This is a genomic window from uncultured Formosa sp., assembly GCF_947500765.1.
Taxonomy (GTDB): domain Bacteria; phylum Bacteroidota; class Bacteroidia; order Flavobacteriales; family Flavobacteriaceae; genus Formosa.
Genome location: NZ_CANMTH010000014.1, coordinates 80148 through 95239, shown reverse-complemented (window position 1 = coordinate 95239; position 15092 = coordinate 80148). Strand labels below are relative to the sequence as shown.

Here is a 15092-nt window from a genome sequence, read left to right as displayed (position 1 = left end):
AGTTTGTTCCATAACTTCAGTTTCAACTTGTTCTGCAGTTGGAGCTTCAATTTGTTCCTCAACTTCAGTCTCAACTTGTTCTGCAGTTGGAGTTTCTATTTGTTCTTCAACTTCAGTCTCAACTTCTTCTACAGTTAGAGTCTCAGTTTGTTCCATAACTTCAGTTTCAACTTGTTCTGCAGTTGGAGCTTCAATTTGTTCCTCAACTTCAGTCTCAACTTCTTCTACAGTTGGAGTTTCTGTTTGTTCTTCAACTTGATCTTCTAAGATAATAAACTTAGAACGTCTGTTATCTTGGTGTTCTTCTTTAGTACACTTAACGCCGTTTGCACAACCGTTAACTAATTGAGTTTCTCCATAACCAATTGCGCTTTCAATTCTACTAGGATCAATTTCTCTAGATAAGATATAATCTCTTGTAGATTTAGCACGTTTGTCAGATAACGTTAAGTTATAATTATCTGGTCCACGACTATCTGTATGCGATTCAATTTTAATTTTCATGTTAGGATGCTCTCTCATTACACTTACTATGTTTTCTAACTCGTAAGCTGCGTCTGTTCTAATATCCCACTTGTCGAAGTCGAAGTAAATTGGGTTAATTACAATCTCATTTTCAATAATAAGAGGTGTTAGATTAAGGTCTGTAATAACTTCATTTCCGTTAATTAATGAAGTATTTACTTGTTTTAAATCATCTTTATAATCAGCCATACTACCTAACACATTATATGTGTTATTACAACTAACTTTGAAAGAATATGTACCGTCTTCACCTGTCATTAATTCTTCCATAACTTTTCCAGTTTCATCAATTAATTGAACACTAGCAAAAGCTAAAGGTAAAACAGTTCTGCTGTCTCTAACAGTACCTGTTATCATTTGAGAACAAATTTCGAATGAATAAATATCATCTCCACCCATACCACCTAAACGGTTAGAAGAGAAATAACCTCTACCTGTTTTAGTGTCTACATTGTAAGCAAAATCATCTAAACCACTATTAAAAGGTGCTCCTAAATTTTCTACATTTTTACCTCCTTTTAAAACATCAGATTTAAAGATATCTAAAAGACCTAAGTTTAAATAACTATCTGAAGAGAAGTATAAGTTGTTTTCTTTATCTACATAAGGAAACATTTCTTTACCAGCGGTATTAACTGCCGCTCCTAAGTTTACAGGGAAACCATAATTATCGTCACCTAAAATAGCAACTTTCCAAATATCCGATTGACCAAATCCACCTTCTCTATCGGAAGTAAAGTATAGTGTTTCGTTATCTGGACTTAAAGCAGGGTGTCCTGTTGAAAATACTTTATCGTTAAAATTTAATTCTTTAACATCTTGCCAAGTACTATCTACTAAAGTCGCTTTGTATATTTTTAAGTGAGATGTTCCTTCTCTGTCTGCTTTTAGTTTCTTGTTCTTGCTAACATTATCTCTTGTAAAATACATTGTTTTACCATCGTTAGTTATAGCAACACTAGCTTCATGATATTTGGTGTTAATATCTTCTCCTCTTACATAGTTTGGATATGTATAGTTTAAAGCATCTTCACCATCTGTAGCTTCAGAAATATTTGATTGATATAAATCTAAGAATGGTTCGTCATTCCAAGAGTATAAATCTTCTTTATTCTTTTTAGAAGCAGAAGCGAAGTATAAAATACCGTCGTGTTCCACAGCTCCAAAATCAGAGTTCTTAGTATTAATAGGTAGGTTTATAATATCTACATAGATACCTTCTGTGCTTTTTAATTTTTCGTATAATGCAACATTAGTAAAATCTGTACCATCAATACGATCTTCGTCTTTTTGAACTTCATTAAACTTTTCTAAATACACAACTGCATCTTCATATTTACCTAAACTACGTAAAGATTGTGCATATTTATAATAGTAAATAGGGTCTACATCGTCGTATTTTCTAATTGCTTCTGAATACCAAGTGGCAGCTTTTTCAGAATCTGAATTGTTATAATAACAATCTCCTAATCGTGTTAATACATGTGCGCTACTGTCTCCTTTTTTAACAGCTTCTTGATATAAATCACTTGCTTTAACGTAAGCGTAATTTTTAAAGAATTTGTCGGCTACCTTTTTTTGAGCAAAGATAAAAGTACTTGATAGTGCTAGTATAGTGAATATAATTTTTGTCTTCATAATGGTAGTCTTTAGAAATATCTTGGGGATTTAATACGTCTTTCTTTAAATAATTCGAACATCAATATTATCTCGTGAGTTCCGCTTTGGTAATATTTAATTTCTGAATTTATAGGTGATTCATAAGTATAACCAATTCTTATTTGTTTAGATACTTGGAAGTCTATCAAACCTGCAATTGCATTTGTACCTCTAAACGTGTAATCTGAAACACCGTTGCTTTGGTTTCCATCGACACCTGAGTTATGTCTGAAACCTGCTCCGATCCACATCTTATCGTAGAATAAGAAATTAGCAGTTAGGTCATAAGATATTGGTGCTCCGCTAGTCGCTTTTAATAAAAAGGATGGTTTAAATTTTGTATAGCTACCAATGTCCCATACATAACCTCCAGTTAAATAATAACTAACACGTTCTAAAGCTTCATATTCATCTGTGTTATAATCTGTATTTAAAATTCTAGGTGCCGATAAACCTAAATACCACCTAGTAGAGTGCCAGTATACACCTGCTCCTATATTAGGAGACCAACGATCTTCTATACCATATATAATAGGATCGTTAGGATTACTAAGTCTAAAATCTTGGTCTAAACTATACTGAGTAAATCCAGCATTAAGTCCAAATGCTAATTTAGATTTCTCTCCAGTTTTAATGGTGTAAGAAAAACTTCCATATAAATAATTGAAGTTTTCAGCTCCAAGTTCATCATGAATAAACGAACCACCAATACCTATCTTTTCGTTCTCTAAAGGCGAGTGAACGGAAAGTGTTTGTGTTGTAGGAGCACCATCTATACCTACCCATTGGCTTCTATGAAGGCCAACAACGCTTAAGGTTTCTCTACTCCCCGTGTAAGCGGGGTTTATAGATATGGTGTTATACATGTATTGAGTAAACTGAGGCAATTGTTGTGCCATCCCGACCGTGCAACTCAATAATGCTAAAGCTACTATGTGATGCTTTAAAATTTTCATAGGTTATCTTTTATTTGGTTCCTAAGTAAATTGAACCTGTTAGTGGTTTCAATCCGCTATTTTTTAATGTTACAATGTAATAATATGTTCCTGTTGGTAAATTACTAGCATTTCCAAAGGCTCCTTTATCATTCTTACCGTTCCAGTTGTTTTGATAATCTTGAGCTTTGTATACTAATGCACCCCAACGGTTGTAAATTTCAACGTTTATAACAAATCCACATCTATCAAGTCCTGTTACTGTAAAGTATTCATTCCATTGATCACCGTTTGGAGTAACTGTTGTAGAAACAATAGGATCACAAGTTGGCTCAACACAATCTTCGTTAACAAGTATAGAAACTGTAGTTTGATTTTGACATCCTTCCGCTTCTGTAAATGTAAATACATAAGTTGCACCTACTTCAGAATTAATAGGATCATAACTACTTCCGTTTATAGTAGTCTCTCCAGATTCTACTATCCAAGAACCATCAATACTAGGATCTACTAAATAGTTATCTAAGTCTACTGCACCACCTTCTGTACATCTGTTATCAAACACTAGTACTACGTCTTGTTGTACATTAACTGTTATAGTTTGAGTGAATACAGATGTATTACCACAAGTATCTGTTACTGTCCAATCTCTTAATACAAGATAGTTTTCGAAAGCAGCACCAGTTGATGTGTTTTCTTCAGTATACTGAACATCTAAAGTAGAAGAACAGTTGTCTGTAAATTCTAATTCAGGTACAGCTGGTAATTCTGAACAGCTAATTTCAACTTCTGTGTTTAAATCACTTACTAGAGTAGGAGCAATTGTATCTGCCACTGTAATAATTTGAGATGCTGTAGAAGTGTTTCCGCATGAATCTGTGAACGACCATGTTCTTGTTATAATGCTACTACAAGAATCAATATCTGTAACAGTATCTACACCTGTAGCAGTTATTTCTTCACCACAATTATCTGTAGCTGTTAAGTCTATAATTGCAGGAACATCATCTGAACATTGTACAGTAACATCTGCAGGAGCAGCTGGTGCCGTTGGAGCAACATCATCTATAACTGTAATTGTTTGTGTTACTTCTGTAGTGTTATCACTATTATCAGTAAACATCCAAGTGCGAGTAATAGTTACATTACAAGAATCTGTATTATCTATAATCTCTGTTCCTTCTGAAGTTAATTCACCTGAACAGTTATCTGTTGCAGTTAATGTGTCTAATTCAGGAACATCGTCTATACATGCATAAGTTGCATCCGTTGGCATTGCATCAACTACAGGAGCAGTAACATCTTTTACATATATTGTTTGAGACACTTCTGTTGTGTTACCACAAGTATCAGAGAAAGACCAAGTACGAGTGATAATTGTAGTATTATTTGGATCTGTATTGTTAATTGTTTCAGTTCCTTCAGAAGTTAACTCACCAGCACAATTGTCTATTGCTATTAATGCTTCCATTGTTGGAATATCACCATCACATTCTATATTAATATCTGTTGGTGTAGTTGTAACTACAGGAGCAGTTTCATCTTTAACGATTATAGTTTGAGTTATCTCGGTAGTATTCTCACTATTATCTGTAAAGATCCAAGTACGTGTAATAATTACATTACAAGCATCAGTATCATTAATTACTTCAGTTCCATCTGATGTAATTGTTCCAACACAATTATCAGTTGCAGTTAATGTTTCCATTGCTGGAACATCGCCAATACATTCAACATTCATATCTGTAGGTATTGTAGAATCAACAACAGGAGCTGTTTCATCTTTTACAGATATTGTTTGAGATACTTCTGTAGTATTTCCACATGCATCTGTAAATGTCCAAGTACGTGTGATAATAATATTTGTTGAATCTGTATTATCTTCAGTGTCTATACCAGCTACAGTAATATCTCCGGCACATTCATCTGTTGCTGTAAGATTAATCATAGCAGGAACATCATCATAACATTCTACAGTAACATCTGCAGGAACATTAGTTGGAGCTGTTGGAGCTGTTTCGTCTATAATAGTTATTGTTGCAGTTGTTTCAGTTGCATTACCACAGTTGTCTACTGCTGTAAATGTTACTGTCACAGCATTGTCTTCACCACAAACCGAAGCGTCTATTGATGAAGCAACGAAATCGTTACTCCAAGTTATTGTATCTGAACAATAGTCTGATGCTACAGCACCACCATTATTATTTAACCAATTTTCTAGAGTTGTATCATCAATATCACATTCAAAGACTATGTCTTGAGGTTCGGTATCTATTTCAGGACTTGTTTCATCGTTTATAACATAAGTTGCAGATGTAGTTGTCGAGTTTCCACAAGCATCAGTTGCAGTAAATATTACTTCAATAGGACCAGTACAACTTTGAATAGTTGAATCGTAATTGTTTGTCCAAGTTACATCAGAACAATTATCTGCCGCTAATGCATACCCGTTAAGCCCTACCCAAGCTTCGATAGTTGCATTTCTTTGTTCCCCAGTACAGTTAAAAACAATGTCTGTAGCTTCTTCAATTAATGAAGGCGCAGTTTGGTCTATAACGTTTATTGTTTGACTGCCTGTACTAACATTACCACATGCATCTTCAAAAGTCCAAGTACGTGTGATTATAACGTTGCATGGGTCTGAATTATCAGTTACATCTACAGGTGTTGCTATAACTGCAGCACTACAATTGTCTTGCGCTGTTAAGTCTATCATAACTGGTAAATCGTCTGAACATTCAATAGTTATATCAGCAGGAATAGTTGGTACAATAGGTGCTTGAGTATCTGCCACTGTTATTGTTTGAGATACTTCGGTTGAGTTACCGCTATCATCAGTAAAGATCCAGTTACGTGTTATAATTACATTACAAGTATCTGTATCGTTAATTGTTTCAGTACCATTTGAAGTAATCACTCCAGAACATTCATCTGTAGCTGTTAATGCTTCCATAGCAGGAACATCATCAATACATTCTAATGTTAAGTCAGTAGGTGTATTATCTACAACTGGTGCAGTAACATCTTTCTCTACTGTTATTGTTTGAGTTGCTTCAGTTGAGTTTCCACAATTATCTGTAAAGCTCCAAGTACGAGTAACAATTGTAACTAAAGCACTAGAGTGATCTACTGTTTCAGTTCCTTGTGCAGTGATAATTCCAACACAATTGTCTGTTGCAGTTAGGACGTCCATTACAGGTAAATCTCCGTTACATTCAATAGTTATATCGTCAGGGACACTATCTACTACAGGAGCAGTTTCGTCTTTAACTGTTATTGTTTGAGTTGTCTCAGTTGAGTTACCGCTATCATCAGTAAAGATCCAGTTACGTGTAATAATTACATTACAAGTATCTGCATCGTTAATTGTTTCAGTTCCGTTAGAAGTAATCACTCCAGAACATTCATCTGTAGCTGTTAATGCTTCCATAGCAGGAACATCATCAATACATTCTAATGTTAAGTCAGTAGGTGTATTATCTACAACTGGTGCAGTAACATCTTTCTCTACTGTTATTGTTTGAGTTGCTTCAGTTGAGTTTCCACAATTATCTGTAAAGCTCCAAGTACGAGTAACAATTGTAACTAAAGCACTAGAGTCATCTACTGTTTCAGTTCCTTGTGCAGTGATAATTCCAACACAATTGTCTGTTGCAGTTAAGACGTCCATTACAGGTAAATCTCCGTTACATTCAATAGTTATATCGTCAGGGACACTATCTACTACAGGAGCAGTTTCGTCTTTAACTGTTATTGTTTGAGTTGTCTCAGTTGAGTTACCGCTATTATCAGTAAACATCCAGTTACGTGTAATAATTACATTACAAGTATCTGCATCGTTAATTGTTTCAGTTCCGTTAGAAGTAATTATTCCAACACAATTATCTGTTGCTGTTAACGCTTCCATAGTAGGTACATCTGATAAACATTCTACTACTAAATCTGTAGGTACATTGTCTATAACAGGAGCAGTTACATCACTTACTGTTATTATTTGAGATACTTCAGAAGTGTTTCCACAAGCATCTGTAAATGTCCATGTACGTGTTATAATGATATTTGTTGGATCTGTATTGTCTTCTGTATCTATTCCTGATACTGTAATTTCACCGGCACATTCATCTGTTGCAGTAAGATTAATCGTTGCAGGAACATCGTCGTAACATTCTACTTCAATATCTGCTGGTACATTAGTTGGTAATGTAGGTGCAGTTACATCTATTACTGTAATAGTTGCAGTTGTTGTTGTTATGTTACCACAGAAATCTGTTGCAGTAAAGGTTACTGTTGTAGCATTGTCTTCACCACATGATTGTAAGTTGAAAGTGTCTTCGTTGAAATCATTACTCCAAGTTACATCTGTAGAACAAGCATCTGTTGCCAAACCACCTCCGTTAGATGTTAACCAAGTATTTAATACATTTTCTGAATTCTCATTACACTCCATAACTAATGCTTCTGGTTCTGTTTCAATAACAGGCCCAGTTTCATCTAATACTGTATAGGTTGCAGATTGTGAAATTGAATTTCCGCATGCATCGGTAACAGTAAATTCTACTGTAACACTTTCGTTACACATTGGAATTGTTGAATCGTAATTGTTTGTCCAAGTTATACCTGAACAATTATCTGTTGCTAATCCATATCCATTAAGTTGTACCCATGCATCAATTGTTGGAATTCTTTGTTCTCCATCACAATCATATACAATATCTTGAGGAGCATCTATAAATATTGGAGCAACATCGTCAATTACAGTTATATTTTGAGATATTTCTGAAGAGTTTCCACATTGGTCTTCAAATGTCCAAGTACGAATTACTGATTGGTTACATCCGCCATCTGAAGATGATACGATGTTATCTACACCAACTGCAGTTATAATGGCTCCACAATTATCTGTAGCTTCTAATTCAAGATCTGTAGGAAGGTCTGTTAAACAAGCGACTGTAATATCTGCAGGAGCTTCTGGAGCAATTGGAGCAGTAGTATCTATTATAGTAATAGTTTGTGATACAGAAGATGTGTCTCCACATGAGTTTGTAAAAGACCAAGTACGTGTAATAATAACATTACATGGGTCTGAAGAATTTGTAGTTTGTGTATTCACAGAGGTAATTGTTCCACCTATGTCTGAACATACATCGTCAGCAATTAAGTCTTGCATAACAGGAACATCTGCAATACATTCGTAAGTAGCATCTTCAGGAGGTTCAGGTAATGTTACTGTTTCAAAAGCTAGTGTTAAATTGTAAATAACATACTTATCTGTAGTTGCTGTATATTGAATAGATAAATTTTCTTGATCAGGCACAACACTTACTTCAGGAAGATCAAATTTACTTAAATCTATTCCTATAACAGGATCATTAGGAGATCGAGGAAATCCATCAACATTTATAGAAGAGTTAAAAAAGTTTGTTGTTGTATTTGTACTATGACTTAGACGTTGAATATAAGCACCAGTTCCTCCATATTGAGTTGTTAAAGCGTCTCCAGCTAAATCAGCATCACCTTCAGCTCCCATAACACCTATTCGTGCATTTACATTGTCTGCAGTATTTAAAGTACTAATATCTAAGTCTATGTAGCTAAGAAGTTCATAGGTTGGATCGTTAGGAACTCCTTTAAAAGAATAGCCATCAAAAACACCAATGTTACGGTTTCTCATACTTGAGTTCTCGTAAACGATAACCATACTCCAGCCACCGTAGTACCCAATACCTAAGCCTACTGTATTATCTTGTCCTTCAACCAATGCAATATCTGCAACGGTATATTCACCAGTCCCATTTGATTGTACAAAACCTGTTACATCCGCAAATGCAATATACATATCATTAAAAGATCCTTCAGGATAATATATATCTCCAGAATTAGCTGTTATATCAGTATATCCAGTAGAACCAGGTCCTTTTAAAGAAACCACCGATTTATTTAATGTGTTAGTAAGTCCGTTGTTAGGATTATTAACAATAAACTCTTGACCTGGAGGACGACCGGTCCAATATAATCCGGCATAAACAATGTTAGAAGTGTTATCTACCACTTGTCCGCTTTCATTCTTAAGTTGAATTGTTGCAGATGATGAGTTAACCGTAGTAGGGTCTCCATCTATATCTACATATATCATGTCTCCCGAATTTACTCCTGTATCTGGAGTAAGGTTAGCATTTCCTATAATAGTAAAATCACCATTAACAGAATAATTAGCTCTTGAGCTAAATTGTACCTGTGACTGGCCGTAGCTATAAAAACTGAAAGCCATTAGCATTAATGCTAACAGCGAATACTGTTTAATGTTCTTATAAACTTTAAATTTCGTAGCGTAAAATTTTTTCATTTCATGAATCGATTAAGTTATCCTAATACTGCATATGATGGATTAACAACTTTATAATTATTAGTTATTTCAGGGTCTGTAATAAAACTTAGCAAACTTATGTTTGTTGAACTTGCTAAATATTGTACGTTATTGTTTGTGGTAAAAGAAAAATAATTCAAACATAAACGTGTTTCCTTTATGTTAAATCCTTTTATAAATAAATGAATCTGGTTTGGTATCTGTTTGAATCTAAAATTTACCTTGGAATGATTAGGGTCTGATTCATAAACCTGACGCCTTAAATAATAAATAGTAAAATACAAAAATAGAATTGAAGCATAATTTATTACCATATACAATTTATTGATTAACGTTAATTTTTATTTTCATAAATAAATTCCAATTTATTTCAAACATCAACTGATCTTACTTTTGGTTAGGAAGTGAAATCTGTTTATCGTGTATAAAGTTTTGTGGGAAAGTTTTGACTGGCAAAACAAAGACTTTAGGTTTTGAAATTAGACTTGGGATCATATTCTTCACAATTAATACTTACAAAAAACGACACATCAAGTCATAAAAACAAAATTTAATGTTAAAATAGTATATATATTCGATTAAGTGAAGCCTTGATGTTTTTAAACGTTTTTTTAGTGCATTACGTCGGATTTAGTTTTGCTTAATTGTTAACATTTTTGTGTTAATAAGTCTAAATTTAAGTTTTTATTATGTTAATTAAATTTAAATTAGTGATACTATTTTTAGTTTTAGACTACTTTTAAATTTTACAAAATATGAAAAAAATAATAGTTATAAGACATGGTAAATCTTCATGGAATCATGGGGTTGCTGACCAGTTTAGACCTTTAAAATCAATAGGTTTGATAAATACGATATTGGTTTGTAAGAATTTCCAGAAAATGTCAGATATTTCTTTGAAAAATGTTTTTACCAGCCCAGCAAAACGAGCTTTAGATACTTGTAATATTTTTGTTGATAACTTTTTTTTAGAAACACATGTTGAAGTGCAAATTGTGGATGATTTATACGATTTTGATGGTTTGAAATTGTTGAATTTTATTAAATCTTTAGCTAATAATTTAGAATCTGTCTTCATTTTTGGACATAATAATGCCTTAAATAATTTTGTAAATACATATGGAAATGTTTATATAGAAAATGTACCAACTAGTGGTTTGGTTGTATTAGAATTTGATATCGATAATTGGTCTAATCTGAAAACTGGGAATACAAAACTTAAATTGTTTCCTAAATCTCTAAAATAATTATGATTTTTTTTAATTTATTCTTGACTTAATAACGTAGGGTAAATGGAATTAAAATCTAAATACAATATATTTGTAAGAAGAAATAAAAAATATTTAAATGATAAAAATCGAAAAAGCTAATAACATATATATTAATAGAGAAATTAGTTGGCTTCAATTTAATGCGAGAGTACTTCAAGAAGCTGAAGATAAGAACGTGCCTTTAATTGAGCGTTTGCGATTTTTAGGTATATTTTCAAATAATTTAGATGAGTTCTTTAAGGTTCGTTATGCAACAGTAAAACGAATAGATGAAGCTGGAAAAGCAGGAAAAAGTGAACTAGGAGGGATTAAAGCTAGTGAGCTCTTAGAAATTATTACAGAAATTGTAATAGAGCAGCAAGCAGAAAGTTTAAAGATTCTTAATAATATTCAAAATAATTTAAAGAAAGAGAATATTTTTATAATTGATGAAAATCAAATTTCACCTTCACAACATCTGTTTATAAAACAGTATTTTATTCAAAAGGTAAGTCCAGCGTTAGTAACTATTATTTTAAGCGATTTGGTTAAACTTCCTTTGTTAAAAGATAGTGCTGCATATTTGGCTGTAAATATGCATATGAGTACAGATCAAAATCAGTTTGCTTTAATAGAGATTTCTAAAAATATGGATCGTTTTGTGGTCCTTCCAAGAGAAGGTGATAAGGATTATATTATTATGTTAGACGATCTTTTACGATATTGTTTAGACGATATTTTTAATATTTTCGATTATAAGTCTATTTCTGCTCACATGATTAAAATTACCAGAGATGGGGAATTAGATTTCGAAAGTGATTTAAGTAAAAGTTTTATCGATAAGTTATCAGATAGTGTAAAACATAGACAAGTAGGCGAGCCTGTTAGGTTTGTATATGATAAACAAATAGAAAAAGATACGCTTGATTATTTATTGAAAAAAATGAATATAGAACCTTCAGATAGTATTATTCCTGGAGGGCGTTATCATAACAGACGTGATTACATGGGATTTCCTAGTTTAGGAAGAACCGATTTGTTGTATGATAAAATAGAACCTTTACTAGTTAAAGGATTAAGTTTAGAGCAAAGTATTTTTCCTTTAATTGCTAAAAAAGATTTTTTACTATACGCACCTTATCACACCTTCTCTTATATCGTAAAGTTTTTAAGAGAAGCCGCTTTAGATCCAAAAGTAAAAACTATAAAAATTACGATTTATAGATTGGCACAAATTTCAGATATTGCAAGTTCCTTAATAAATGCAGCAAAAAATGGAAAACGGGTTACTGTATCTATAGAATTACAAGCGCGTTTTGATGAACAAGCCAATATCGCTTATGCCGAACAGATGGAATTAGAAGGTATTAATTTAATCTTTGGTGTTCAAGGTTTAAAAGTGCACAGTAAGATGTGTGTAATTGAGCGTGAAGAAAACAAAAAGATAAAGCGATACGGAATTGTGAGTACTGGAAACTTTAACGAATCTACCGCTAAAATTTATACAGATTATACGTTATTCACAGCAGATCAGAAAATTCTAAAAGATATTAATAAAGTTTTTAGTTTCTTTGAAACAAATTATTTAATTTATAGATATAAACATATTATAACATCTCCACATTATACACAAAAAGCGTTTTTTAAATTAATAGATGCAGAAATTGTTAATGTGAAATTGGGTAAACCAGCAAGTATTAAACTTAAAATGAATAGTATTTCTAGCTATAAAATGGTAGATAAATTATACGAAGCGAGTAGAGCTGGAGTAAAAATTCAAATGATTGTTAGAGGTTTATGTTGTTTGGTGCCCGGAATAGAAGGGATGAGCGAGAATATTGAAGTAATTAGTATTGTCGATAAATTTTTAGAACATACCAGATTATATGTGTTTGGTAATGGCGGAAATCCTAAAGTTTATATTTCATCTGCAGATTGGATGACTAGAAATATTGAAAATAGAGTAGAAGTAACTTGCCCTATTTACGATAAAGATATTAAGCAAGAATTATTAGATACATTTAATATTTGTTGGAGTGATAATGTTAAAGCAAGAATTTTAAATTTGGAACAGACCAACGAACATAAAAAAAATAGTAAAACAAAAGTAAGATCGCAGTTTGCAACCTACGAATATTACTTAAACAAGTTAAAAGAGTAATATGCTTACAATAAAAAAATATGCAGCAATTGATATTGGTTCTAATGCCGTAAGATTGTTAATTGCTAATATTATTGAGGAAGATGGGAAGCCAACAAAATTTAAAAAAAGTTCTTTAGTTCGTGTGCCTATTCGTTTAGGTGCAGACGTGTTTTTAGAAGAAAAAATATCTGATAAAAATATAGAACGTATGATTGATACAATGCATGCTTTTAAATTACTTATGAAATCTCATAAAGTAGAAACCTATAAAGCTTGTGCTACATCTGCAATGCGAGAAGCTAAAAACAGTAAAGATGTTGTGCAGCAGATTTTGGAACAATCAGATATTAAAATTGATATTATTGAAGGAGATGAAGAAGCTGCTATTATTGCCGCAACAGATTTAAATGCATTTATAAATCCTAATAAAACGTATTTATATGTCGATGTTGGAGGAGGTAGTACCGAGTTTACAGTTATAGATCATGGAGAAACAGAAATCTCAAGGTCTTTTAAAATTGGTACTGTAAGATTGTTAAACGACATGGTGAAAAGAGAAACTTGGAACGAGCTTGAAAGGTGGATTAAAGAGCATACAAAAAAGTATGAAAAAATAGACTTAATAGGTTCTGGAGGAAATATTAATAAAATATTTAAAGTTTCTGGGAAAGCTATGGGAAAACCGTTAACATTCTTTTATTTAACATCGTATTATAATATATTGCAGTCCTATTCTTATGAAGAACGTATCACTGAATTAGATTTAAATCAGGATCGTGCAGATGTAATTATACCTGCTGCAAGAATTTATTTGTCTGCTATGAAATGGAGTGGAGCCAAAGATATTTATGTCCCTAAAATAGGGTTAAGTGACGGGATTATAAAGAGTTTGTATTACGAAACAGTATCTAGTAAAAAATTGGTATAACGATAAAATGTGCAGTTTGTCCTTTTTTTTGTCACAATTATCTAAAATTATATTAAACTGATTCTATTAATTTTAACTTAGCACCAAAATCTATCAATATGAAAAAAATTACCTTTCTAATTTTAACTATCCTAGCAACAACGACTAGTTTTGCTCAATTCGATTTATTCGGAGTAAGAGCCGGAATAAATATGTCTAATTTAGATTATGATTCAGTTGTTCCTGAAGGAAACACACACAGAAATGGATTTGTAGTTGGTTTTACAGCACAATATGGTGTTACTGATAAGTTTTCTATAGCCCCAGAAATTCAATTTTCTGCTGAAGGTGCTAAAAAAGAAGAACTTAGGTTAGATTATCTTAATTTGCCTGTATTCGCTAAATATGCTATAACAGAACGTTTATCTGTAGGTTTAGGACCTCAAATAGGACTTAAAGTTCATGAATTTGAAGATGGTTTTAATAACTTAATGTTTTCTGGTATTGCAGGTGTAGAATATGTATTCTTTGATGACTTTTATGTAGATGTAAGATACTCTTACGGAATAACAAATGTTTATGACGACGATCAAATTTTAGAAGCTAAAAATAGTAATATACAAGTTGGTTTAGGTATAAAAATATTCTAATACAATTTTAATAATTAAAAAAGAGCCAAATCTCAATAATAGCGATTTGGCTCTTTTTGTTTTAAGAAATAAATATTACGATGCCTCTTTTAAAATGATGTTGTAAAATGTTAAAAGTAATATAACTTTAATAGCTCTTTATATTTCAAAAGCGATATTCATATATATTTGAACTTCGTGTTAAACTTTAAAACTATAGATTAATCAATTATGAGAAAAATTATACTATTACTTGTGTTAATTATTTCTGGAGCTGTAAATTCTCAGATATTAGAACCTGTAAAATGGTCAACATCTGTTAATAAAATATCAGATACAGAATATGAGTTAGTGGCTACAGCAACTATAGATCAAGGTTGGCATTTGTATGCGCAATATGTACCTGAAAACGGACCAATTCCAACTACGTTTACGTTTAAAGGCAATAAAAATTTCTTAAAGAAAGGGAATACTCAAGAAGGAAAAGGGCATGTTGTAAACGATCAGATTTTTGAAATGGAAATTAAGTTTTTTGAAGGTAAAGCCGATTTTAAGCAACGTATAAAAATTAAAGGAAATGTTCCTTTTAAAGTAAATGGTACTGTAGAGTTTATGGTGTGCGACGATAGTAGATGTTTGCCTCCAACCGAAGTCGATTTAATATTTGATGTAAAATAAAA

The 15092-nt window shown here is 32.3% G+C and carries 8 protein-coding genes; 5 read left to right on the top strand and 3 right to left on the bottom strand.

What is annotated here, in order from left to right:
* From Q1B05_RS17360 to Q1B05_RS17350, 3 genes are all read right to left on the bottom strand, one after another.
* Positions 1-2163 (bottom strand): OmpA family protein (locus tag Q1B05_RS17360; RefSeq protein WP_299782492.1); only part of this gene is annotated, 2163 nt, incomplete at its 3' end.
* Positions 2164-2174: 11 nt separating this feature from the next.
* Complete coding sequence (locus Q1B05_RS17355; RefSeq protein WP_299782490.1) at positions 2175-3140, bottom strand: type IX secretion system membrane protein PorP/SprF; 966 nt, start codon at positions 3138-3140, stop codon at positions 2175-2177.
* Between the two features lie 10 nt (positions 3141-3150).
* Entirely contained in the window at positions 3151-9387 is a 6237-nt protein-coding gene (locus tag Q1B05_RS17350) for a gliding motility-associated C-terminal domain-containing protein (protein ID WP_299782488.1), read from the bottom strand.
* An 851-nt stretch (positions 9388-10238) separates the two neighbouring features.
* Between Q1B05_RS17350 and Q1B05_RS17345 the strand changes: the two genes are divergently transcribed.
* From Q1B05_RS17345 to Q1B05_RS17325, 5 genes are all read left to right on the top strand, one after another.
* Positions 10239-10730: a histidine phosphatase family protein gene (locus tag Q1B05_RS17345; RefSeq protein WP_299782486.1), complete on the top strand. Its 492-nt coding sequence runs from the start codon at positions 10239-10241 to the stop codon at positions 10728-10730.
* A 100-nt stretch (positions 10731-10830) separates the two neighbouring features.
* The gene (gene ppk1 / locus Q1B05_RS17340) at positions 10831-12894 is read left to right on the top strand and encodes a polyphosphate kinase 1 (protein WP_299782484.1); all 2064 of its coding nucleotides are present in this window, start codon (positions 10831-10833) and stop codon (positions 12892-12894) included.
* A 1-nt stretch (position 12895) separates the two neighbouring features.
* Positions 12896-13804 (top strand): exopolyphosphatase, encoded by a 909-nt coding sequence (locus Q1B05_RS17335; RefSeq protein WP_299782482.1) that lies wholly within the window; start codon positions 12896-12898, stop codon positions 13802-13804.
* A gap of 98 nt (positions 13805-13902) precedes the next feature.
* Positions 13903-14433: a porin family protein gene (locus Q1B05_RS17330; RefSeq protein WP_299782481.1), complete on the top strand. Its 531-nt coding sequence runs from the start codon at positions 13903-13905 to the stop codon at positions 14431-14433.
* Between the two features lie 210 nt (positions 14434-14643).
* Positions 14644-15090 (top strand): protein-disulfide reductase DsbD domain-containing protein, encoded by a 447-nt coding sequence (locus tag Q1B05_RS17325; RefSeq protein ID WP_299782479.1) that lies wholly within the window; start codon positions 14644-14646, stop codon positions 15088-15090.
* Positions 15091-15092: the final 2 nt, after the last annotated feature.